Source organism: Streptomyces sp. 3330 (assembly GCF_031456635.1).
Classification (GTDB): domain Bacteria; phylum Actinomycetota; class Actinomycetes; order Streptomycetales; family Streptomycetaceae; genus Streptomyces.
On the sequence record NZ_JAVDVA010000008.1, the window covers coordinates 211,977 to 234,902 of the forward strand.

At 73.8% G+C, this 22,926-nt stretch carries 20 protein-coding genes and 1 tRNA gene; 14 read left to right on the plus strand and 7 right to left on the minus strand.

The genetic code is table 11. The features are described 5' to 3' along the window. The first annotated feature begins 97 nt into the window (after nt 1-97). The 6 genes from tmk to J2X68_RS16330 all read left to right on the plus strand — a co-directional run bounded on the left by tmk (nt 98) and on the right by J2X68_RS16330 (nt 7,558). Nucleotides 98-3,376, plus strand: a complete 3,279-nt coding sequence (gene tmk, locus J2X68_RS16305; protein WP_310433257.1) for a dTMP kinase — start codon at nt 98-100, stop codon at nt 3,374-3,376. Nucleotides 3,377-3,511: 135 nt separating this feature from the next. Next, on the plus strand, nt 3,512-4,717 hold the full coding sequence (locus tag J2X68_RS16310) for a DNA polymerase III subunit delta' (RefSeq protein WP_310433258.1): 1,206 nt from the start codon (nt 3,512-3,514) through the stop codon (nt 4,715-4,717). A 174-nt stretch (nt 4,718-4,891) separates the two neighbouring features. Beyond that, entirely contained in the window at nt 4,892-6,469 is a 1,578-nt protein-coding gene (locus J2X68_RS16315; protein WP_310433259.1) for an alpha/beta hydrolase, read from the plus strand. A 108-nt stretch (nt 6,470-6,577) separates the two neighbouring features. Further along, nucleotides 6,578-6,651 (plus strand) — tRNA-Thr (locus J2X68_RS16320). A 116-nt stretch (nt 6,652-6,767) separates the two neighbouring features. Continuing rightward, a complete protein-coding gene (locus J2X68_RS16325; RefSeq protein WP_310433260.1) occupies nt 6,768-6,899 on the plus strand; it encodes a hypothetical protein in 132 nt (43 codons plus the stop codon). An 83-nt stretch (nt 6,900-6,982) separates the two neighbouring features. Beyond that, nucleotides 6,983-7,558 (plus strand): GNAT family protein, encoded by a 576-nt coding sequence (locus J2X68_RS16330; protein WP_310433261.1) that lies wholly within the window; start codon nt 6,983-6,985, stop codon nt 7,556-7,558. Nucleotides 7,559-7,780: 222 nt separating this feature from the next. Here the strand turns inward: J2X68_RS16330 and J2X68_RS16335 are convergent, their stop codons facing one another. After that, on the minus strand, nt 7,781-8,746 hold the full coding sequence (locus tag J2X68_RS16335) for a D-2-hydroxyacid dehydrogenase family protein (protein ID WP_310433262.1): 966 nt from the start codon (nt 8,744-8,746) through the stop codon (nt 7,781-7,783). Nucleotides 8,747-8,811: 65 nt separating this feature from the next. Between J2X68_RS16335 and J2X68_RS16340 the strand changes: the two genes are divergently transcribed. The 3 genes from J2X68_RS16340 (at nt 8,812) to J2X68_RS16350 (ending at nt 13,671) form a co-directional block, all read left to right on the plus strand. Next, entirely contained in the window at nt 8,812-9,234 is a 423-nt protein-coding gene (locus J2X68_RS16340; RefSeq protein ID WP_310433263.1) for a DUF3052 domain-containing protein, read from the plus strand. A gap of 269 nt (nt 9,235-9,503) precedes the next feature. Then, on the plus strand, nt 9,504-10,424 hold the full coding sequence (locus J2X68_RS16345; RefSeq protein ID WP_399040088.1) for a glycosyltransferase family 2 protein: 921 nt from the start codon (nt 9,504-9,506) through the stop codon (nt 10,422-10,424). 757 nt (nt 10,425-11,181) lie between these two features. Then, complete coding sequence (locus J2X68_RS16350) at nt 11,182-13,671, plus strand: BTAD domain-containing putative transcriptional regulator (protein WP_310433344.1); 2,490 nt, start codon at nt 11,182-11,184, stop codon at nt 13,669-13,671. A gap of 147 nt (nt 13,672-13,818) precedes the next feature. On the opposite strand, the gene J2X68_RS16355 is transcribed toward J2X68_RS16350, so the two are convergent. Both J2X68_RS16355 and J2X68_RS16360 read right to left on the minus strand, forming a co-directional pair. Continuing rightward, complete coding sequence (locus J2X68_RS16355; RefSeq protein ID WP_310433264.1) at nt 13,819-15,588, minus strand: bifunctional 3'-5' exonuclease/DNA polymerase; 1,770 nt, start codon at nt 15,586-15,588, stop codon at nt 13,819-13,821. 69 nt (nt 15,589-15,657) lie between these two features. Further along, nucleotides 15,658-16,422, minus strand: a complete 765-nt coding sequence (locus J2X68_RS16360; RefSeq protein ID WP_310433265.1) for a Clp protease N-terminal domain-containing protein — start codon at nt 16,420-16,422, stop codon at nt 15,658-15,660. 91 nt (nt 16,423-16,513) lie between these two features. Between J2X68_RS16360 and J2X68_RS16365 the strand changes: the two genes are divergently transcribed. After that, on the plus strand, nt 16,514-17,779 hold the full coding sequence (locus J2X68_RS16365) for a DUF2786 domain-containing protein (RefSeq protein WP_310433266.1): 1,266 nt from the start codon (nt 16,514-16,516) through the stop codon (nt 17,777-17,779). Between the two features lie 250 nt (nt 17,780-18,029). Here J2X68_RS16365 and J2X68_RS16370 read toward each other — a convergent pair whose 3' ends face one another. From J2X68_RS16370 to rpmB, 4 genes are all read right to left on the minus strand, one after another. Then, nucleotides 18,030-18,566, minus strand: a complete 537-nt coding sequence (locus J2X68_RS16370; protein ID WP_310433267.1) for a DUF4232 domain-containing protein — start codon at nt 18,564-18,566, stop codon at nt 18,030-18,032. A 399-nt stretch (nt 18,567-18,965) separates the two neighbouring features. After that, nucleotides 18,966-19,493, minus strand: coding sequence for a hypothetical protein (locus tag J2X68_RS16375; RefSeq protein WP_310433268.1), 528 nt, complete (start codon nt 19,491-19,493; stop codon nt 18,966-18,968). A 143-nt stretch (nt 19,494-19,636) separates the two neighbouring features. Further along, entirely contained in the window at nt 19,637-19,942 is a 306-nt protein-coding gene (gene rpsN, locus J2X68_RS16380; protein ID WP_310433269.1) for a 30S ribosomal protein S14, read from the minus strand. Beyond that, a complete protein-coding gene (gene rpmB, locus J2X68_RS16385; protein WP_310433270.1) occupies nt 19,942-20,178 on the minus strand; it encodes a 50S ribosomal protein L28 in 237 nt (78 codons plus the stop codon). The genes rpsN and rpmB overlap by 1 nt, the downstream gene beginning before the upstream one ends. A 74-nt stretch (nt 20,179-20,252) precedes the next feature. On the opposite strand from rpmB, the gene rpmG reads away from it, so the two are divergent. Genes rpmG through rpsR form a run of 4 tightly spaced genes read left to right on the plus strand, consistent with a single transcriptional unit; the run spans nt 20,253 to nt 22,075 of the window. Further along, nucleotides 20,253-20,417: a 50S ribosomal protein L33 gene (gene rpmG, locus J2X68_RS16390; RefSeq protein ID WP_019753828.1), complete on the plus strand. Its 165-nt coding sequence runs from the start codon at nt 20,253-20,255 to the stop codon at nt 20,415-20,417. Between the two features lie 9 nt (nt 20,418-20,426). Beyond that, a complete protein-coding gene (locus tag J2X68_RS16395) occupies nt 20,427-20,690 on the plus strand; it encodes a type B 50S ribosomal protein L31 (protein ID WP_310433271.1) in 264 nt (87 codons plus the stop codon). After that, complete coding sequence (locus J2X68_RS16400; RefSeq protein ID WP_310433272.1) at nt 20,687-21,835, plus strand: GTP-binding protein; 1,149 nt, start codon at nt 20,687-20,689, stop codon at nt 21,833-21,835. Before J2X68_RS16395 ends, J2X68_RS16400 begins: the two co-directional genes overlap by 4 nt. A gap of 3 nt (nt 21,836-21,838) precedes the next feature. After that, complete coding sequence (gene rpsR / locus J2X68_RS16405) at nt 21,839-22,075, plus strand: 30S ribosomal protein S18 (protein WP_310433273.1); 237 nt, start codon at nt 21,839-21,841, stop codon at nt 22,073-22,075. Nucleotides 22,076-22,926 lie beyond the last annotated feature (851 nt).

Genomic DNA, 22,926 nt, shown 5'->3' on the forward strand with positions numbered 1-22,926 from the left:
CCGTCAAACCCACGCCCCGGCATCACTTTGGTGTCGGGGCGGTCGCGCGCGTGGACGGGGGCGACAGGGTGTCAGTCGCGGCCGATAGGCTGAATGCATGACGCGAGCCGAGCAGCCAACGGCCCACCACCCGGCACCGGACGACGCCTTGGTGGCGGACTCCCGCGAGCGCGCTGTGCGCGCCCTGTTGCGCGAGCCGCAGCTCAAGCGGCTCTGGAGCGCACAGCTGGTGAGCGGGGTGGGAGACGCCCTCGCACTCCTGGTGTTCGTCCTCCTCGTCCTCCAGGCGGCCATCGTGGAGGGCGCCTTCGGGGGCGGCTACCGCGGCGTGGCCTTCGCGGTGGCGACGGTCTTCGCGGTGCGCATTCTGGCCACCCTCCTCTTCGGCGCGGTCCTCCTGGGCCCGCTGACCTCTCTGACGTCGCCGGACGGCCCGCTCGACCGCCGCTGGACCATGGTCGGCGCGGACGGTGTGCGCGCGGCGCTGCTGATCGTCGCCCCGCTGTGGATCGACTGGACGCCGGACGACGCGCTGGCCCTGCTGCTCGTCACGGTCTTCGTGACCGGGGTGGCCGAGCGGTTCTGGACGGTCGCCCGCGAGAGCGCGTCCCCGGCCCTGCTGCCCGCCCCGCCGCTGGAGGGCGCGACCGTACGGCCGCTGCCCGACCACATGGACGCCCTGCGCCGTCTGTCGCTGCGCACGGGTTTCGTGACGATTCCGCTGGGTGCGGCCACCCTGGTCGTCGCGGCGTTGTTCAACAATCTTCTGGGCGCCGGTATCGACTGGTTCGGACAGCACCAGGCCGCCCTCGCCTCGTACGTCGCCGGCGGTCTCTTCGCCGGTTCGCTGTCCATCGTGACTTTCCTGGAGCTGCCCGCGCTGCGCACCCCGCGCGCGCGGTCGCCGCTCGAGGGGCTGCGCCGCCCCAGGACAGCCACCGGCGTCGACGCGGGCCGCACCGGCGCGATCCCGCTGCTGGTGCTCGCCTGCGCCGCGGTCGCCGGGGCGGTCGCGGCCGCCGTCGCCGTGGCCGTGCTGCACGCCAAGGACCTGGGCGGCGGCCCGGTCATGTACGGGCTGTTCGTGCTCGCGCTGACCGGCGGCGTCGTCGTCGGGATCCGTACGGCGCCGAAGGTCCTCGCGTCGCTGTCGCGGCGCCGGCTGCTCGCGCTGGCCATCGCCTTCACCGGCGTGGCGCTGCTGGCCGCCGGGCTGGTCCCCGACGTCACCAGCGTGCTGCTGATCCTTGGCTTCGCCGGCGTCGGCGCGGGCGTCGCCGCCAACACCGGGCACGCCCTGCTCGACCAGGAGACCGAGGAACACCGCCGGACGCGGACGACGGAGCACCTGCACGCCGTCGTGCGGGTCGTGGTGGCGCTGGGCGTGGTGATCGCCCCGCTGGTGGCGGCGCTCATCGGGCCGCACCGGCTGGAGAACGGCAAGTTCGTGTTCACGCACGGCGGGGCGGCGTTCACGCTCATGCTGGTCGGCGCGCTCCTGCTGCCGGTGGCCGCCCTCGTGCTGGCCAAGGTCGACGACCGTTCCGGCGTACCCCTGCGGCAGGACCTGCGGGACGCGCTGCTCGGCGGCGACGACCCGGCTCCGGTACCGGCCGGGACCGGGTTCTTCATCGCCCTGGAGGGCGGTGACGGCGCCGGCAAGTCCACGCAGGCCGAGGCGCTCGCCGAGTGGATCAGGGCCAAGGGCCACGAGGTCGTCCTCACGCGCGAGCCGGGCGCCACGCCCGTGGGCAAGCGGCTGCGTTCGATCCTGCTGGACGTCTCCAGCGCCGGGCTCTCGCACCGCGCGGAGGCGCTGCTGTACGCGGCGGACCGCGCGGAGCACGTCGACACGGTCGTCCGGCCCGCCCTGGAACGGGGCGCGGTGGTCATCACCGACCGGTACATCGACTCGTCCGTGGCCTACCAGGGCGCGGGCCGCGACCTGTCCCCGACCGAGATCGCGCGGATCTCGCGCTGGGCGACGAACGGCCTGGTCCCGCATCTGACGGTCCTGCTGGACGTGTCGCCCGAGGCCGCCCGCGAGCGGTTCACGGAGGCGCCGGACCGACTGGAGTCGGAGCCGGCCGAGTTCCACACGCGCGTGCGCTCCGGCTTCCTCACGCTGGCCGCCGCCGACCCGGGTCGCTACCTGGTGGTCGACGCGGCCCAGGAGCCCGAGGCGGTCACGACCGTCGTCCGGCACCGGCTCGACCAGTTGCTGCCCCTGTCCGAGGCCGAGATCAGGGCCCAGGAGGAGGCGCGCAGGAAGGCCGAGGAGGAGGCCCGGCGCAAGGCCGAGGAGGAGGCCGCGCGCAAGGCCGAGGAGGAGCGCCTGGAGCGTGAGCGCCAGGAGCAGCTCGCCAAGCTGCGCGCCGAGGAGGAGGAGCGCAAGCGGCGCGAGCTGGAGGAGGCGCAGCGCCGCGAGGCCGAACGGCAGGCCGAGGAGGCGCGGCTGCGCGCCGAGGAAGCACGCAGGCGTGCCGAGGAGGAGCGGGTCAGGCTCCTCGCCGAGGAGAAGGCCCGCGCCGAGGAGGAGGAGCGCCGCAAGGCGGAGGAGGAGCGCCGCCGCCGGCAGGCCGAGGAGGAGGCGCGGCTGCGCGCCGAGGCCGAGGCCCGGCGCCTGGAGAAGCAGCGCAAGGCCGAGGAGGCGCTGCTGCGGGCCGAGCAGGCCCGGCGCGCCGCCGAGCAGGCGGCGGCCGCGGCCCAGGTCGGACCGAAGCCGACGCGCCCCGCGGCTCCGGCTGCTCCGGCGGTCCCGCCGGAGGCCGTGACCGTGCCGACGCCCGTGGTGACGCCGACGAACGCGTCGGGCGGGCCGGTGGACGAGACGGCGGTGCTGCCGCCGATCCGCATGGACAAGGAGCCCGAGCAGCCCGCCCGGCCGTCCGGGAACGCGTCCCGAGCCGGTAGGTCTTCGGGCGCCGCGGCCGGGACCGACGCCGAGGTGACGGCCGAGCTGCCCCAGCCCTCGATCCCGCCGGGGGCCGCCGACGAGACCGCGGTACTGCCTCCGGTGCGCGGCGACGGCTCCGCCGACGAGACGGCCGTGCTGCCTCCGGTACGCGACGAGAACCCCGCCGACGAGACGGCCGTGCTGCCTCCCGTGCGCGACCGGGACCCCTCGGACCGGGTGCCGCCCGGGTACTTCCGCGACGAACGCGACGAACGCGACGAACGTGACGGGGCCGACGACCGCACGCGCGAGCTGCCGCAGGTCGACGAGGAGGGCGCGCCCCGCCAGCGACCCCGGCCGGACTGGGCCGAGGAGACCCCGCTCGACGATCTGCCGACGCTGGCGGACGAACTGCTGGGCCCGCGCCGGGACGACGAGAACGGGAACGACGAGGGCCGCGGGCGGGGCCGACGCCGCTGAGCGTGCCGGCGCCGCCGGGCGTCCCGCCGCCGGTCGTCGGCGCGGGACGCCGGCCTCACCCGTGGCTCGATTGTCAGTGGCTCCCCGCACAATGGAAGCCGCAACGCGAAACGTGACGAAAGGGCGGCGTGACGCATGACCGTGTGGGACGACCTCGTCGGGCAGGAGAAGGTGAGCGAGCAGCTCGCCGCTGCCGCTCGGGACGCCGACGCGCTCGTCACCGCGGCAGGCTCCGCCGTAGCGCCGCCCGAGGCGTCGAGCATGACCCACGCCTGGCTGATCACCGGCCCGCCCGGCGCCGGTCGCGCCCAGGTGGCACGGGCCTTCGCCGCCGCGCTCCAGTGCGTGAGCCCCGACCGGGCGCTCGGCGGTGTCCCGGGCTGCGGGTTCTGCGACGGCTGCCACACGGCGCTCATCGGCACCCACGCCGACGTCAACACCGTCGCCGCGGTCGGTTCGCAGATCCTCGCCGAGGACATGCGCGACACGGTCCGCAAGTCGTACACCTCGCCCGCGACGGGACGCTGGCAGATCATCCTCGTCGAGGACGCCGAGCGGCTGAACGAGAAGTCCGCCAACGCCGTCCTGAAGGCTGTCGAGGAGCCCGCCCCGCGGACGGTATGGCTGCTCTGCGCACCCTCCCTGGAGGACGTGCTGCCCACCATCCGCTCCCGCTGCCGGCACCTGAACCTGCGCACGCCCTCCGTGGAGGCCGTCGCCGACATGCTCATCCGGCGCGAGGGCGTCGAGCCGGCGGTCGCCGCGGCCGCCGCCCGGGCCACGCAGGGACACGTCGACCGGGCCCGCCGACTGGCGACCGACCCCGCCGCCCGCGAGCGGCGCGCGGCCGTGCTGAAGCTGCCCCTGCGCGTCGACGACGTCGGCGGCTGCCTCCGTGCCGCCCAGGAGCTGGTCGACGCCGCGTCGGAGGACGCCAAGCAGCTCGCGGAGGAGAGGGACGGCAAGGAGACCGAGGAGCTGAAGGCGGCGATGGGCGCGGCCCAGGGCGGCCGGATGCCCCGCGGCACGGCGGGCGTGATGAAGGACCTGGAGGACAAGCAGAAGCGCCGCAGGACGCGTACGCAGCGCGACAGCCTCGACCTCGCGCTCACCGACCTGACAGCCTTCTACCGCGACGTCCTCGCCCTCCAGCTCGGCTCCCGCGTCGCGATCGCCAACCTGGACGCCGAGGACGCCCTCGAACGGCTGGCTCGGAACAGCAGCCCGGAATCCACCCTCCGCCGTATCGAGGCCATCGCCGGGTGCAGAGACGCCCTCGACCGCAATGTGGCCCCGCTGCTGGCGGTCGAGGCGATGACCCTTTCCCTGAGAGCGGGCTGACACCGACGACGGAGGGCGGGTCGGCCGGACCTGACGGCGAGCGGGCCGCGGCCGACCGAGGCGCGGCGCGGGCACCGGCTCGGGGCACCCGATCTCGGGTTGACGGCGTCACTCGTCCGTGTCCCATCGTGTACGTTAGGCGTTCGCGCTGTTGCGCACAGTTACGCTCGCTGGATGTACATCAGGCGCTCTCTCCGCAGGTCCCGTGCCGGCGTCACCCTCCTCTCGCTCGCCGCGCTGCTCGTCTCCGGCTGTTCCGCCGCCGAGTCGACGAGCTCCGCCGGTTCCACGGCGGTGGCGGCGCTCGTCGCGCTGCCGCGGGCCACGCCGTCGGCGCTCGCGCCGTACTACGGGCAGAAGCTGAGCTGGCGCGGCTGCGGTGTGCCCGGCTTCGAGTGCGCCACTTTGAAGGCGCCGCTCGACTACGCCGATCCGGGCGCGGGCGACGTCCGGCTCGCGGTCGCCCGCAAGAAGGCGACGGGCCCGGGCAAGCGGCTGGGCTCGCTGCTGGTGAACCCGGGCGGGCCGGGCGGCTCGGCGGTCGGCTACCTCCAGCAGTACGCCGGCATCGGCTACCCCGCCGGGGTCCGCGCCCGCTACGACATGGTCGCCGTGGACCCGCGGGGAGTGGCCCGCAGCGAGCCCGTGGAGTGCCTCGACGGCCGGGCGATGGACACATACACCCAGACGGACACCACCCCCGACGACCGGCGGGAGACCGACGAACTCGTCGACGCCTACAAGGGGTTCGCGGAGGGCTGCGGCGCGCACTCGGCACGGCTGCTGCGGCACGTCTCCACCGTGGAGGCGGCCCGTGACATGGACATCCTGCGTGCCGTCCTCGGGGACAAGAAGCTGACGTACGTGGGGGCGTCGTACGGGACGTTCCTCGGCGCGACCTACGCGGGGCTCTTCCCGAACCGGGTGGGCCGGCTCGTCCTGGACGGCGCGATGGACCCCTCGCTGCCCGCGCGCCGGCTGAACCTGGACCAGACGGCGGGCTTCGAGACGGCGTTCCAGTCGTTCGCGAAGGACTGCGTCACGCGGCCCGACTGCCCGCTCGGCGGCAAGGGCACGGCTCCCACCAAGGTCGGCGAGAACCTCAAGGCCTTCTTCCGCACACTCGACGCGCGCCCGATCCCCACCGGAGACCGGGACGGCCGCAAGCTCGGCGAGTCCCTCGCCACCACCGGCGTGATCGCGGCCATGTACGACGAGAGCACCTGGGAACAGCTGCGCGAGGCCCTGACCTCGGCGATCAAGGACAAGGACGGCGCGGGCCTGCTCGCCCTCTCCGACAGCTACTACGAGCGGGACGCCGACGGCCGCTACGCCAATCTCATGGCCGCCAACGCGGCGGTGAACTGCCTCGACCTCCCCACGGCCTTCTCCACTCCCGGCCAGGTCGAGAAGGCGCTCCCGTCCTTTAGGAAGGCGTCTCCGGTCTTCGGCGAGGGCCTGGCCTGGGCCTCCCTGAACTGCGCCTACTGGCCGGTGCGGCCCACGGGCGAGCCGCACCGCATCGAGGCGAAGGGCGCCGCCCCGATCGTCGTCGTCGGAACCACCCGCGACCCGGCGACCCCGTACCGCTGGGCCCGCTCCCTCGCCCGCCAGCTCACCTCGGCCCGTCTCCTCACCTACGAGGGCGACGGCCACACCGCCTACGGCCGCGGCAGCGCCTGCATCGACGCCGCGATCGACACCTATCTGCTCCACGGAACCCCTCCGGCGGACGGCAAGCGCTGCAAGTAGCCACGGCCGCGGGCCCCGGCGGGACCGCTCCCGGGGCCTGTTCGGAGCACCCCTGGAAACTGTGTAGACTTACCGACGTTGCTGATCGCACCATGGTGCGGACAGCGCGCCGCCTTAGCTCAGATGGCCAGAGCAACGCACTCGTAATGCGTAGGTCTCGGGTTCGAATCCCGAAGGCGGCTCTGTGGAAGCCTCAGGACTCACTCGCCGTGACCTGGGGCTTTTGCTTTTGGTGCGTAGGGCGTGGGCGCTGAGCGCGTGCGGTCGCCGGGGGAGGCGTGGCAGGGTCGCCGCGCCCGTGGTGATCGTCGGCCGGGCGGTGATCAGCGCCGCCGTGGTGATCAGCAAGGTGATGATCCTGTCGTTGGCCGCTTCCGTGCGCCCAGGGCGGCAATCGGCAGCCGGCAGCCGGCAGGCAGTCATTCTGTAGGCAGTCAGCGGGGCAGGGGGGCGCTCCCGTGCGGCCGCCCAAATCGTTTGCTGACGGCGAGTGCCGTCCGATAGGAAGTGCGCATGCTGAGGGGCGACAAGGTCGGGCTCAGGGCCCGGCACGAGGACGACATCCCGATCCTGCGGGCCGAGCTCTACGACGACGTGGTCAACTCCGCGCGGTCCGAAGGCCGGCCATGGCGGCCGATCACCCCCGGCTCGAACGACTCGCGGCTCGTGGTGGACGACAAGGAGCAAGGGCACGTCCCGTTCTCGGTGGTGGAGCTGGACGGCGGCACGCTGGTCGGCACCGCGGTGCTGTGGAACATCGACACCCACAACCGGTCCGCGCACATCGGCCTGGGACTGCTGCCGTCCTCGCGCGGCAAGGGCTACGGAACCGATGTGGTCGCGGTGCTGTGCCACTACGGCTTCGTCGTGCGCGGCTTGCAGCGGCTGCAGATCGAGACGCTGTCGGACAATGCCGCGATGCTGCGCTCCGCCGAGCGCAACGGCTTCGTCCGCGAGGGCGTGCTGCGTTCCTCGGCCTGGGTGATGGGGGAGTTCCTCGACGAGGTGCTGCTCGGTCTCCTCGTCCAGGAATGGAAGCCGGACGCACAGGGCCGGGGTCTGCCCGGCGGATCACGGTCGGAGTCGTAGGCGGATCACCGCGACGCCGGCCGCCCCCTGGCGGACGCCCCCCCCGCTCGTCGCGCGAGGCGTCGGGCCCGGCATCGGGCGTAGGGCCTCGGCCCACGGACCGGCAGCCTGGTTCGGGAACTCGGTCCGGGAGCTTGGTCCGGGAACTCTGTCGGGGAGCTCGGTCCGGGAACTCTGTCGGGGAGCCCGGATGTGTGCGTGAGGGTGCGGGACGGGCCGGATCTAGCCCAGCACCCGTACCGGCGCCCCCGCCAGATACGCCCGGACCCCCTCCACCGCCTGCCCGTAGTACCGCTCATAGTTCGCGCGGGACACGTATCCCAGGTGGGGAGTCGCCAGCAGGCGGGGAGCCGTTCGCATCGGGTGGTCGGCGGGGAGCGGCTCGACGTCGAAGACGTCCACGCCGGCGCCCGCGATACGACCCTCGCGCAGCGCCGCGAGCAGCGCGTCCTGGTCGACGATCGCCGCCCGCGAGGTGTTCACCAGGTAGGTCGTCGGCTTGAGAAGGGCCAGCTCGGCGGGGCCGAGCAGCCCCCGGGTGCGGTCGCCGAGGGCGAGGTGGATCGACACGAAGTCGCTCTCGGCGAGAAGCTCCTCCTTCGAGGCGGCCCACCGCACGCCCACCTCAGCCGCCCGCCCGGCCGTCAGATGGTGGCTCCACGCGCTCACCTCCATGCCGAACGCGAGGCCCACCCGGGCGACCGACGCGCCGATCTTGCCCAGGCCCAGCAGCCCGAGCCGCCGCCCGTGCAGGTCCGCGCCCACCGTGGACTGCCACGGCCCGCCCTCGCGCAGCGCGGTGCTCTCCTGCACCAGCCCGCGCGCGAGACCCAGCAGCAGCGCCCAGGTCAGTTCCACCGGCGGAGTCGAGGAGCTCTCCGTGCCGCACACCGTGACGCCGTTCGCCTTCGCCGCCGCGTAGTCGATCACCGAGTTGCGCATGCCGGAGGCGATCAGCAGACGCAGCCGGGGGAGACGGTCCAGCAGCGACGCCGGGAAGGGGACGCGCTCGCGCAGGGTGACCACACAGTCGAAGTCGGCGAGCGCCGCGGCGAGTTCCTCCTCGTCGCCGAAGTGCTCGGTGAAGGGGACGGCCTCCACCTCCTCGCCCGCTTCAGGTGCCGACCAGTCGGCGAGAGTCGTCGCGACGTTCTGGAAGTCGTCGAGTACGGCACAGCGGAAGGGCACGGCTTTTCCTCCAGGTGAGGTGATTCCGACCGGGGGCGGTCCGGGTCCGAGGCTACGGTGGGACCGTGAGCGACTCGGCCGCGACCGGCGGCTGCTCCGGCACCCCCCTCGCCAAGAAGCTCGGCGTCAGGCCCGGGCACCGCGTGCGGCTGCGACACGCCCCGCCCGGCTGGGACGTGCCCGGACTCCCCGACGACGTCCATCTCGCCCCGGGCGGGCCCCGCGACGCCGACATCACCGTCGCCTTCTACCGCGAGCACGCCGACCTCGCCGCCGAGACCCCGGTTCTCGTCCGTGACCTCGCCGACGACGCCATGCTCTGGGTCGCCTGGCCCGGCAAGGCGGCCGGACATGTCAGCGACATCACCGAGAACGCCCTCCGCGACCTCTTCCTCCCCCTCGGCGTCGTGGACGTGAAGGTCGCCGCGCTGGGCGAGGACTGGTCGGGGCTCAAGTTCGTCCGACGCAGGGAAAACCGACGCGGCTGAACCGACGCGTCAGGCGCCGACGTATTGAGAGCCGGGTCGGCGGAGCCGGGGCCCCATCGGGTCGGACACTGGGACAGGTACGCCGGCACAGGCGGACAGGTGGAACCGGCTCACGCGGAAGCGTGTTCAGGCAGAACCGGCATCAAAGGGAAGCAAAATGAGGCGGCGTCGGAGCAACGTCCGCACCTGAGGCAACATCTAGGTGAACGACGGGCCCGCGCGTGGACGGGACGGCGCGGTCACGTCGAGGGCCGGACGGAGTGAGGGACGTGGTGGACGTGGGTGACATCGGGGACGCGGCGGAGCCGAGGATCGCCGTGGCCGTGGTGACCATGGGCAACCGGCCCGCCGAGGTCGACGCGCTGCTGGAGTCGGTGGCCAAGCAGGACCTGGCGCCCGCCCGCATCGTGATCGTCGGCAACGGCTGCGAGCTGCCCGACTTCGCCCAACGCCTGTTCCTGCCGGGCGAGGTCACCGCGATCGACGTCGACGAGAACCTCGGCTGCCCCGGCGGCCGCAACGTCGCCCTCGCCCGGCTGAGGGAGTACGGCGACGTGGACATCGTGGTCGAGCTGGACGACGACGGGCTGCTCGTCGACGTCGACGTGCTGAGCCGCGTCCGCGACCTGTACGCCGCCGACCCGCGCCTCGGCATCGTCGGCTTCCGGATCGCCGACGAACACGGGGAGACACAGCGCCGGCACGTGCCGCGCGTCGGCGCCTCGGACCCGATGCAGGGCGGGTACGTCACCGGCTTCCTCGGCGGCGGTCACGCCCTGAGCATGGCCATGCTCGCGGAGACCGGCGACTGGCCCGCCGAGTTCTTCTTCGCGCACGAGGAGACCGACCTCGCCTGGCGGGCCACCGACGCCGGCTGGAAGATCCTCTACGCGCCCGAGCTGCTCCTCCAGCACCCCAAGACCTCACCCGCCCGGCACGCCATATACCACCGTGTCACGGCCCGGAACCGGGTCTGGCTGGTCCGCCGCAACCTTCCGCTGCCCCTCATCCCCGTCCACCTGGGGGTCTGGATCGCCGTCACCCTGCTGCGGACCCGCTCGCTCGGCGGTCTCAAGGCGTGGTTCGGCGGGTTCGCGGAGGGCCTGCGCAAGCCGGCCGGACACCGGCGACCGATGAAGTGGCGGACGGTGTGGCGCCTGACCCGGCTGGGAAGGCCGCCGGTCATCTGAGCACCCGTCGGCCCAGCACCGGACCGGTAAGGAAACGCGCTTCAACGGCTCGGCCCCCACCGGCTCGGCCCCCACCGGCCCACCGGCTCGGACCTCAACGCCATGGGGCCCGACGGCTCGGATCGCCGTGGACCGGGCTGCGATGGACCGGGCTGCGATGGACCGTGCTGCGATGGACCGTGCTGCAAAAGGATCTTCGGCCAACGGACTTGATCGGACCGGCGCGCATGCAAGCGGGGCGCAGGGCCCGGCCGGTCACCTCCGCCGACCGAGACCCCGCGCACCCCCGGATCCGGCCGCGGCGGCGGCACTCCCCCGAGTTGCGCGTCGACACGCGCGCACCGTCGGGCCGATTCCGATGATGTGATCACATCAGATCGCGCCAACGAATCGCTAACATGTCGCCAACCGTTTCCCGCGTCTCCGCTGGTCACTTGATGTTCTCGCAGGGCGGCGGACGGCAGGCGGCAGGCGGCGCGCAGCGGACGGGCGGCTGGCCGTGGGCAGCGAACGGCGGGCCGTGGGCGGCGGGTAGTCGGGTACGGCTCCAGCCCGAGCGACTCGGCAGAGAGATCCGCTCAGGGGACTCGGCAGCGGGACCCGCCCGAGCCCCTGGGCACGGCGACCTGACGCGGCAACTCGGCAAGGCGGCCCGGCGGAGCGGCCCGGCCCGGGCGACTCGGCGATACGACTCTGCAAGGTGACTCAGCTACGGGCGCTCGGTACGGACCGGGCGCGGAAGGTGACGGACGGCGTGATGCGGCGGTACGGGCTGCGGTTCGGGCTGCTGGGCCCACCGGTCCTGTACACGGCCGACGCGTCGGATGCCGAGTGCGAGGCGGGCGTCCCTCCCTACGACACCGTCCGGAGCCCGAAGGTGCGAGCGCTGCTGGCATCCCTGCTCCTCGACGCGGGCCGGATCGTCCCCGTCGAGTCGCTCAAGGAGGCGCTGTGGGGCGGCGCGCCGCCGGCGTCCGCGCAGGCGTCGCTGCACAATCACGTGACCCGGCTGCGTCGGCTGCTCGACGACCCCGAACGACTGCGCGCGGTGCCGCCCGGCTACCGGCTCCGGGTCGAGTACGGCGAACTCGACGTCCATGTGTTCGAGCGGCACGTCGCCGCGGCACGCGGGGCCCATGCCGCCCGTGACTGGGAACGCGTCACGCGCGAGTGCGCGGCGGCACTCGCGCTGTGGCGAGGCGCCCCGCTGAGCGGACTCCAGGCGGACCTGGGGGGATACGCCTTCGTACGACGCCTGCGGGAGGCCCGGCTGCTCCTGCTGGAGTGGTGCTACGACGCCGAACTCGCCCTCGGCGGAGTCCGGTTCGACCGGCTCGTCCCGGAGTTGACGGCTCTGGCCGCCGAACATCCGCTGCGCGAGGCGTACCACCGTCAGCTGATGCTCGCCCTGCACCGCACCGGCCGTCAGGCCGAGGCCCTCGCCGTCCATCGTGACCTGCGGGCCCGCCTCGTCGAGGAACTCGGCATCGAACCGGGCCCGTCGATACGCGATGCCCACGTGGAGGTTCTGGCCCCGACGGCCGTCGACCACCGGCCGTCGACACCGAAGCCACAGCCTGCTCCCGTCCCTGTCCTCGCTCCCGCTCCTGTTCCGATCTTGGTTCCGACTGATCCTGATCCTGATCCTGCGGCTGCGGCTGCGGCTGCGCATGCACCTGTCCCTGCGGCTGAGGTTCGGACCTCACCGCCCTCCCTGGCGGCCGAGCCCATGGTCGAGCCGGAGTCCCTGGTCGAGCCCGAGCCCGACATCGAGCCTGCGCCCGCCCCCCGGCCCGAGCCCGAGCCCGAGCCCGAGCCCGAGCCCGACATCGAGCCTGCGCCCGCCCCCCGGCCCGAGCCCGAGCCCGAGCCTGCGCCCGCCCCCGAGCCCGAGCCTGCGCCCGCCGCCGAGCCCGAGCCCGAGCCCGAGCCCGACATCGAGCCTGCGCCCGCCCCCCGGCCCGAGCCCGAGCCTGCGCCCGCCCCCCAGCCCGAGCCCGAGCCCGAGCCCGAGCCCGAGCCCGAGCCCGAGCCCGAGCCTGCGCCCGCCCCGGAGCCCGAGCCTGCGCCCGAGTCCGAGCCCGAACCCGAGGCCGAGGTGGTGCTCAAGCCCGATCCGAAGGATGCCTTCGCGCCCGAGCCGGAGGACGAGCTTGCGCCCGCATCCGGGCTCGCGCCCCATCTCGATCGCCCGCGCACCCCACCGGCGCAACTTCCCCCGCCGCCGGCCCACTTCACCGGCCGCGTCGAGGCCCTGGGCCTTCTCCACCGCACCCTTGCGGGCGGCAGCCGGATCGCCGTGCTCAGCGGTATGGCCGGAGTGGGCAAGAGCGCGCTCGCGCTGCATGTCGCCCACGCTTTGAAGGAACGTTTCTCCAGTGGGCAGCTGTACCTCCACCTGCATGGCGCCACCCCCGGCATGGCGCCCCTCACCGCGTCCCAGGCGCTCGCCGTCCTGCTGCGCGACCTCGGTACCGAACCCCGGCACATCCCCGAACACCCGGACGCGGCTTCCGCGTTGCTGAGGACCCTGCTCGCGCCGACGCACACGCTCGTCGTACTGGACGACGCCGCGACCGCCTCCCAGGTCCGCCCGCTGTTGCCGGCCGGCCCCGGCTGCGCGGTGATCGTCACCAGCCGTTCGCCGCTGACCACGCTCGACGGCGCCCACCGCTTGCCGCTCGGGCCGCTGTCGGGCGAGGACAGCGCGGCCCTGCTGCGCGCGGCGTCCGGGCCGGGCGAGGGGCGCGCGGGGCTGGACGCCGCCCATCCCCTCATCGGCCTCACCGGTCGCCTCCCGCTCGCCCTGCGCGTCGTCGCCGCCCGACTCGCCGCGCGCAGCGCCCTCACCCCGGACGGCCTGGCCGGGCAACTGGCCGACACCGAGAACAGGTTGCCCCACCTCGAGTACGACGATCTCAGCGTCCGCCGCTCCCTCGCCGTGGCCCATGACGCGCTCGCCGCCTCCGGGCGCGAGGCCGACCGGGACGCGGCGCTCGCCCTGCGCCGCATCGGCGCGCTGGACCTGCCCACGTACGGCGTCCCCCTCCTGGCCCGTCTCACCGGCACCGACGAACCCCGTGCCGAGGCAGCCCTGAACAGACTCGTCGACGTGGCACTCCTGGAGGAGCACGCGTACGGCCACTACACCCCACACGACCTGGTACGGGACTTCGCCCGCGAGCTCGCGAGGGCCGACGACGCGAGGGCCGACGACGCGAGGGGCGACGACGCGAGGGGCCGATGACGCGAAAGCCGGCGGCGAGGCATCCGGCGGGGCGGAGGCCGAGCGCGCGAAAATCCGACGCTGCGAAGGTCAGTGAGGCGAACCCGCGCTGGCGGGCTCCCCGACTCCTCAGCCCGAATCGCTCAGCCACCCCCCGGCCGAGCCCGGTCACTTCGCGTCGGCATAGCACTCCACCACCGCCGTGCTGAACGGAAACCGCACCGGGGTCTCCCCGAACGTCAGCCGTCCGGCCAGGGCGGACGCCTCACGGATCGCGGCGACGACCGTCTCGGCCTCCTCCTGCGGACAGTGCACGATCACCTCGTCGTGCTGGAAGAAGACCAGCTCGGCCGCCATCCCCGCACAGGCCTGCCGAAGGGCCGCGAGCAGTAGCAGCGCCCAGTCGGCGGCGCTGCCCTGGACGACGAAGTTGCGGGCGAACCGGCCACGCGCGCGTGCGTCGGTCGAGGCGTACCCCGGCACCCACTGGCGGTCCGCGCCGGTTTCCTCGTCTCCGCCGGAACCACCAAGACCACCGCGACCGCCCGAACCACCGCGACCGCCAGGGCTGCCGGGACCGGCGGCGGAGTCGACGGGGATGCCGGCCTCCTCCGTGCCCTCGTCCCCGGACCCGCTGGCCGGAGGACAGGTCCGGCCCAGCCAGGTCCGCACGAGCCGGCCCTCCTCGCCCGCCCGCGCCGCCTCGTCGACGTATGCCACCGCGCGCGGGAAGCGGCGGCGGAGCGCGGCCAGGTTCTTCAGACCGTCCCCGGAGGTCTGGCCGTAGACCGCGCCGAGGACGGCGAGTTTCGCCTGGGCGCGGTCGCCGGAGAACGCCCGGTCGGAGACGGACTGGTAGAGGTCGGTCTCCCGGCCGGCGACCTCCATCAGCCCGGGGTCGCGGGAGATCGCCGCCAGCACGCGCGGTTCCATCTGGTCGGCGTCGGCTACCACGAGCCGCCAGCCCGGGTCGGCGACCACGGCCCGCCGGATGACCTTGGGGATCTGGAGGGCGCCCCCGCCGTTGGTCACCCAGCGTCCCGTGACCGTGCCGTGTGCGAGGAACTCCGGCCGGAACCGCCCGTCCCGGACCCAGTCCTGGAGCCAGGACCACCCGTGGGCCACCCAGATGCGGTACAGCTTCTTGTACTCGATCAGCGGCTTCACGGCCGGATGGTCGAGCGACTCGATCTCCCAGCGCCGGGTCGACTTGATCCGGACACCGGCCTGCGCGAAGGCCTTGACGACGTCGGCGGGCAGGTCGGGGCGGACCCGGCGCCCGAAGGCGGCCGACACCTCGTCGGCCAGCTCGGCCAGCCGCCGGGGCTCGCCCCCGCCCGCGTACCGCTCGCCCAGCAGGTCGTGCAGGACCGCGCGGTGCACCTCCGCGCTCCACGGCAGCCCGGCCCGGTTCATCTCGGCGGCCACCAGCATCCCGGCCGACTCGGCCGCCGTCAGCAGCCGCATCCGCGCCGGGTGTTCGGCCCGCTCGTGACGCCGCTGCTGCTCGGCGTAGACGGTGAGGAGGTCATCGAGGGGCAGCCGGACGGCGGTCTCCTGCGCCTCGAACAGCGAGGACTGCGCGCCGGGCGCGGCGGAGCGCTGCGGCGGGTCCGGCGGTACGGGGCCGCCGCGCAGCCGGGCCAGCGCGGCGGCTGCCGAGCGGGGCTCCCCGGAGCGCCCCTCGTGACCCAGGAGAAGGGTCTCGGCGTCCTCGACGTCGTAGCACCGCTCCACTCGCACCCCCGTGGCGAGCAGACGCGGATACACCTCGGCCGTGGAACGCCAGACCCACCGGCTGACCTCGGGCCGCTCGCGCACGGCCCGCGCCAGGTCCGGCTCCCGCAGCACCGGACCGATGGGCAGCCCGCCTGGACCGAGGGGGGCGAGTTCCACGCCACCGTCCTCGGCCGGAGCGAGTGCCCACCGGTCGGCCATGCTGCGAGTGTGGCAGGGGGGTCTGACAACGCCTCCGTCGGCCGCTCAGGCCCCTGCCCCCTCCACCTGCTACTCCGCGTCCTGCCCCTGCCCCTGCCCCTGCTCAGGCTCAGGCTTCACCGAGAGCGTGGCGAGGACCTTCGCGACGTACCGTTCCGTGCCGGTCTTGTCGATGCCGAGGCCGCTGAGGACGCCTTCACCGTTCTCGAACTCCAGCAGCGCCAGCAGGATGTGCTCGGTGCCGATGTAGTTGTGGCCGAGGCGGAGCGCCTCGCGGAAGGTGAGCTCCAGGACCTTCTTGGCGTCCGGGCCGTAGGGAACCAGCTCGGGCGCCTCCTCCACGGCGGGCGGGAGCGCGGCGGTCGCGGCCTCGCGGACCGCGTCCAGGGAGACGCCCTGGTCGGTGATCGCCTTCGCCGCGAGGCCCTCCGGCTCGGCGAGCAGACCGAGGACGAGGTGTGCGGGCAGCCCCTCGGCGTTTCCGGCCGCCTTGGACGCGTTGTGCGCGGCCATGACCGTGTTCCGCGCGCGGGGGGTGTAGCGGGTGAAGCCCTGGCTGGCGTCGAGGTCGGTCGATTCCTTCGGCACGAAACGCTTCTGGGCGGCCTGCCGGGTGACGCCCATGCTGCGGCCGATGTCGGTCCAGGAGGCGCCCGAGCGGCGGGCCTGGTCGACGAAGTGACCGATGAGGTGGTCCGCCACGTCGCCGAGGTGGTCGGCGGCGATGACGGCGTCCTGGAGCTGGTCGAGCGGCTCGTTGTGGACCTTCTTGATGGCGTCGATGAGGTCGTCGAGACGGACGGACGAGGTGGTGCCGGGTCGTGGAGACGTCATGTGTCAACCGTAGGTTGACAGTAGGGGAGTGTCAACCCGAGGTTGTCACTCCCGTGGGCTCCGTCGCCCCACTCCGTGACACGATCGACCGGTGAGCAGCACCGACCACAACAGCCCGAGCGACGACGCGTTCCGCCACTCCGAAGGCGACGCGTCCGGCGGACCCCGGGGCGGCGCGTCCGGGAGGACCAGCGGCGACACGCCCGGCGGCTCGTCCGCCAACGCGTCCGGCGGTCCCGCCGGCACCGTCGAACGCGCCTTCCGGGCCGCGCTCTACGACACCGCCGACGCCGGCCTCGACACCGGCGCCTCGCTCCTCGCCGCCGACCGCGCGGCGGACGCCGAACTGGTCCGGCGGGGCGTGGAGTTCGTGGCGGCGGCCTGGCGGCGGGGCTGGCAGCCCGCCGATCTCGTACGGTTCGTTCGGCGCGAGCTGGACGACGTCCACGTAGCCCTGGTGGCGGAGCTGATCCGGACGCACGCGCGCGACGACCGGGCGCGCGGGCGGCGCTGGGCGGCCCAGCTGGCGGAGCTGTCCGCCGACACAGCGCCCCGGCCCGCCACCGACCGCTTCTCGTACGCCACCACGGTCCTGGAGCTCTACCGCCTGCTGCTGCGCCTGCCCGCCCTGGAGCCCCTCCAGGAGTCCGAACCGCACCGGCAGTCCCGCCCCGGATCGCACTCCCGCATGCTCACCCGCATCCGCGCGCTGCTCGCGAAGGCCGAGGCGACCGGGTTCGCGCAGGAGGCGGAGGCGCTCACGGCGAAGGCGCAGGAACTGATGGCCCGGCACAGCGTCGACGAGGCGCTGCTCGACGCCCAGGCCCCGGCCCCGGACGCGCCGGGCGCCTGCCGGATCGGCGTCGAGCCGCCGTACGAGCAGGCGAAGGCGGTGCTGCTGGGCGCGGTCGCCGACGCGAACCACTGCCGGGCGGTGTGGAACGAGACCTTCGCGTTCTCCACGGTCGTCGGCTTCGAGGCCGATCTGGAGGCGGTGGAGCTGCTCTACACGTCGCTCCTGGTGCAGGCGCAGTCCGCCATGGCGAAGGCGGAGGCGGCCCAGCGGGCCGGCGGCCGCAAGCGGACCAAGACCTTCCGGCAGTCCTTCCTCGCCGCCTACGCCCACCGCATCGGCGCCCGCCTGGGCGAGGTCACCGCCGCCGCCGAGACCCAGGTGACCGACGAACTGCTGCCGGTGCTCGCCTCCCGCGCGGTCGCGGTCACCGCCGCGACGGACCGGATGTTCCCGGAGACGGTCTCCACCCGTCTGCGCGGAGTCACCGACGAGGCGGGCTGGACGGAGGGCGCCGAAGCGGCGGACCGGGCCAGGATGCGTTCCCGGCCCCGCCTGCCCTGACACCGCGCGTTGCCGTGGGATCCCGCCTGCCCTGACACCGCGCGCTGCCGTGGGATACCGGCTGCCGTGACCTCCCACGCCGCCGTTACCTCCTACGCCGCCGTGGGATCCCGGCTGCCGTGGGATCCCGGCTGCCGTGACACTCCCGGTTGGCGGCCGCGCGATCCCTCGTGGAGGTCCGGTACCCGATACCCGGCAGGGGTCCCAGTACCCGGTCCCGGTCGGCGCCGGACCCCCGGCGCCCGGTGGATCAGTCGCCCGCCTGCTGGAAGGCGCTCACCGTCGCGTCCGGCGTCTTCCCGCTCTTGAGGGCGACATCGCCGTACGACCAGGGGAAGCTCTGGTCGGCCGAGCCGCCCGGCAGGCCGTACTTCACCGTCTTGACGGCGAGGCTCTTGTCGCCGCCGTCCTCACCGCGCACGTAGGTGATCGTGAAGGTGGCGGTGCCCTGCGCCGGAATGGTCAGCGTCTGGGCCTCGGCGGCTTCGTCCTTCGGCACGGTCGCCGAAGCGCCGTCGGCGGTGAGTTCGACGGTGGGGAAGCCGTCCAGCGTGCACTCCGCGCCCTTGTTGGTGAGCGTGACGGTGACGTTGCCGCTGTCACCGGCGGCGGGAGCGGCGTTGACGGGGCCGACCTCCTGGCCGAGGTCGCAGGCGCTGCCGGTGGTACCGGTCGATTCGGCGGCCTTGCTCTCGTCGGTGCCGGAGCCGCTGTCGTCCCCGCCGCCGCAGGCGGTGAGGAGCAGGGCCGCGGCGAGAGCGGTGACGGTGAGGGGAACGGCGCGCATGAGTGATCCCTAGGGTTTCGTGACGGTGCTCGAAGGATCATCACGCACGCGCACGTGTGCGTGTCGCGCGCCCCCCACACTCGTGACCACTTCGCTGCCGGGCTGTCCGGACCGGCCGGGCTGTCCGGAGCGTGCAGGCTGTCCTGACCGTCCGGGCCGCTCGCCACCACCCCGAAGCCTTCCGAGGGCCGACCATCCGAGTGCCTGTCAGGGCCCCTGGATCCCAGGGCAGTCGGCCCATGGCGGCCCGAACCACCGAGGCCGCTCCCTACTGAGGCCGCTCCCTGCCGAAGCCCCTCCCTGCCGAAGCACCTCCCACCGGAGCTGAGCCCCCGAAGCCGAACCCCCCGAGCCGGCCCCCCGAAGCCGAACCCCCCGAGCCGGCCCCCCGAAGCCGGTCTACCCGAGCCCCGGTGTGGGCAGCCCCGACGGCCACTGGCCGCTCTCCGCCTTGGTGAAGGTCTCCTTGCCGACCGCACCCGACCAGGTGACCTTCAGGGACTTCGCGTCGGCGGAGTCGACCATGCCGGTCGTCCGGTCGCTCGTCCCGCTGGTGCACTTGAGGTGGATCATCTGCATGCCCGCCTCCTCGCCGGCGGTGCCGCTGCACACGGTCCCGCCGGTCACGAAGAGGGCGGCCTGCTTCCCGGTGATGATCAGGGCGACGGCCTTGCCGTCCGTCGTGGCGAGCCAACTGCCCTCCAGTTCGCCGGAGGCGGAGACGGAGGCCGAGGCGGACGAGGAGCCCGTCCCGCCGTTCGTGCCCCCGGTCGCCGCCGTCGGCGTCGCCGAGGAGCCGTCGTCGGAACCGCCGTCGTCGCTGCACCCCGTCAGCACGAGCACGCCCGCCAACGTGGCGGCCAAGACGACGGCCGTGGCCCGCACCTGCCGACGGGACGCGCCCCGCGAGAAGATCGCCGAAGTCACTGCAAGCTCCCAAGCTGTAGCCGGCCGACCGGGTCGACCGCACGGACCGTGAGGCTGTGCGGACCGTGAGGTCTCACGGTCCGGTAGGGGACCGCAGCAAGCTACCAGCAAGGCCCGGAAGGACGCCGGGGGTCGCCTGTGACCTACCAGGACGACTTCCGCACGCCGGGCAGATGCCCCGCGTGCGCCTGCTCCCGCAGCCTCACCCGGGACAGCCCGAACGTCCGGAAGCAGCCGCGCGGGCGCCCGTCCACCTGGTCCCGGTTGCGTACCCGGGTCGCGCTCGCGTCCCGTGGCTGTGCGCGCAACTCCCGCTGCGCCGACTCCCGTTCGGCGTCCGTCGACGCCGGCCGCCGGATGATCTCCTTCAGCTCGGCCCGCCGCGCCGCGTACCGCGCGACGGTCTCCTGCCGCTTGCCGTTCTTCGCGATCTTGCTCTTCTTGGCCATCAGATCCGCACTCCCCGCGCGCGGATGCGCGCCACGGCCGCCTCGACGCCGATCGCGTCGACGGTCTTGATGCCCTTCGTGCTCAGCCGCAGCCGTACATGGCGGTTCTCGCCGGGCAGCCAGTAGCGCCTGGACTGGATGTTCGGGTCGAAGCGGCGCGAAGTGCGCCGGTGGGAGTGGGAGATGCGGTTGCCGAAGCCCGGCCGGGCGCCGGTCAGCATGCAGTGAGCGGACACGGGTGATGTACCTCTCCTCGGTCGATGGCGGGGGCCATGGTGCTAATGGAATTCATTTTCAGTAAGGTACCAGCATGGCACGCAACGAACTCCGCCCGGTCATCAAGCTCCGGTCCACGGCGGGCACGGGCTTCACCTATGTGACCCGCAAGAACCGCCGCAACGATCCGGACCGCATGACCCTGCGCAAGTACGACCCCGTCGTCGGCCGCCACGTCGACTTCCGAGAGGAGCGCTGAACCACCGCCATGCGCAAGGGAATCCACCCGGCCTACGGTCCCGTCGTCTTCCGTGACCGTGCCGCGAACCACGCCTTCCTCACCCGCTCGACGCTGGCCGCCACGGCAGGCGGGAAGACCGTCGAGTGGGAGGACGGCAACACCTACCCCGTCGTCGACGTCGAGATCTCCTACGTCAGCCACCCCTTCTACACCGGCACCGCCCGCGTCCTGGACACGGCCGGCCGGGTCGAGCGCTTCGAGCGCCGCTTCGGGAAGCGGGGCGGGGCGTGAGTCTGTCGGTCGTGATCGTCGGCGGACTGCACGCCGACGCCCGCCGGACGGCGGTCGCCCGTCTGCTCGCCGACGTCCCGGGCAGCGTCGTCCTCCACCACGACCTCGCGACGGCCGCTGCGGGCACGGTCGTGCGGACCGTCGGCGACGCCACCGGCGTCCTCTCCGCCGGCGAGGCGCCCCTGGTCAACGACTGCGCCTGCTGCGCCCTGCGCGAGGATCTCGTCCCTGAGCTGCGCCGCCTCGCCGACGACGGCACCACGCGGCTCGCGGTCGTCGAGCTGTGGGACTCCGTCGAGCCCAAGGCGATGGCCGAGGTGGTCGTGGCCGGCGGGCTCACGGTCACCGGCGTCGTCACCGCCGTCGATCCGGCGCTGCTGCTGCCCTTCCTCGGCAACGGCGACGACCTCGCCGAGCGCGGTCTCGCCGCGGCCGCCACCGACCGGCGCACGGTCGCCGACACCTTCGCGCGCCAGCTGGAGTACGCGCCGGTGCTGGCCGTCGTCGACTCCGAGGAGGCCGGCGACGAGGACCGCGAGCTGCTGGCGCAGCTGCACCCGACGGCCCGCCGGGTGCGGATCGGGCCGGCCGGCCCGCCGGACGCGCGGTCGGCTCTCGTCCGGGCGGCACTGGCCGGATTCGACGTCGAGTCGGCCGCGGCCGACCAGCACCCGGCCTGCGCGCTGCTGCCCGCCGAGGCCGACGCCCATGGCGTGAGCACCTTCGTCTGGCACCGGCGCCGCCCGTTCCACCCGGAGCGGCTGTACGCGGCGCTGGAGGACCTGACCTGCGCGGCGGCCCGCAGCCGGGGCCGGTTCTGGCTCGCCGACAGGCCCGACGTCCTGCTCCACTGGGACGCGGCGGGCGGGGCGCTGTGCGTGGAGTCGACGGGGCCGTGGCTGGCGTCGCTGCCCGACGCGGCCTGGGACATGGTCCCCCCGGTGCGCCGGGCCGCCGCGGCGCTGGACTGGCACCCCGAGCACGGCGACCGCTGCCAGCACCTGGTCTTCACGTCCCCCGGTCTGGACCGGGACGGCCTGGCACGTCTGCTGGAGTCCTGCCTGCTCACCGACGCCGAGTACGCCGCCGGACGGGCCGCCTGGAAGCGGCTGCCGTCCGCCTTCGACACCCTTCTGGAGGTCTGACCCATGCCCCGCAAGACCGAGCACCGGCCCGCGAAGTCCCGCCCCAACCCGCTCGACCAGGCCGGGATCACGTACGTCGACTACAAGGACACCGACCTCCTGCGGAAGTTCCTCTCCGACCGAGGCAAGATCCGCAGCCGTCGCGTCACCCGCGTCTCCGCCCAGCAGCAACGCCAGGTGTCCCGGGCGATCAAGAACGCCCGGGAAATGGCCCTGCTCCCTCCCACCGTCACCCGCTGACCCACCACCCCTGACCCACCACCCCTGACCCCACACTCCCGACCCCGACCACTCCCCGACCCATCGACCGCTTGGCCGCAACCCACCGCCCGACCCTGCCTCGCCCGTCAGCGTCATTCCGTCACCCGCCCGCCACCCCGCCCGCCACCCCGTTCGGTGCCGCGCAGCCCGACCGCTCCCGCAGCTGTCCGGTACGCGTCCTCCCCGTCCACGCGCACCCCGCCCGGGTGGTGCGCCGTCCGTAGTCCGGGGCCCGCCCTCTCCGTATCGCTGGTGCCTCACCCGTACGAGCGGATTCACCCGTGCCGTCTACACGGCCTGGCCGAACGAAGCGACCGTCGCTCCGACAGCGGGCCGAGGGGGCGCTACGGCGTCGGGCCGTCACCGGCACGCCCCCCGGCCGACTCCGGCGTCCTGCGCGGGGGTGGCGGCGCGTCGGCGTCGGTCGTCGTCGGCCGGGGCGAGCCGGTTACGGCCGGGGGCGGGGGAGCGGTCGCGCCGTCGTCGGAGCGACAGGTGTCGGGGGGTGTCGGCGGCGGGCGGGCCGCCGGACGTGTGCCCGGCGGACCCGCCGTGCACTGCTCCGTGTCACCGACGCACCCCGGGTGCGGCCGCTTCCTCACGGACCGCATACCGTGCCGAGCGGATGACGGGCATCCGCCGGAACCGCTCCTTTCGGGACGGCCCCACCACCACACGCCGGCCCCCGTCGGCCGATCCGTTCCCGCGTCGGCGGAACAGGACGGCCGTGCCACGCGTCTGTTCCTAGTGCACGAGTGGTTCGATCCGGACGACTTTCCCGTGAAGCCGACGGCGACCGCCGACCCGGACATGCCGGGCCGCACCTCGGG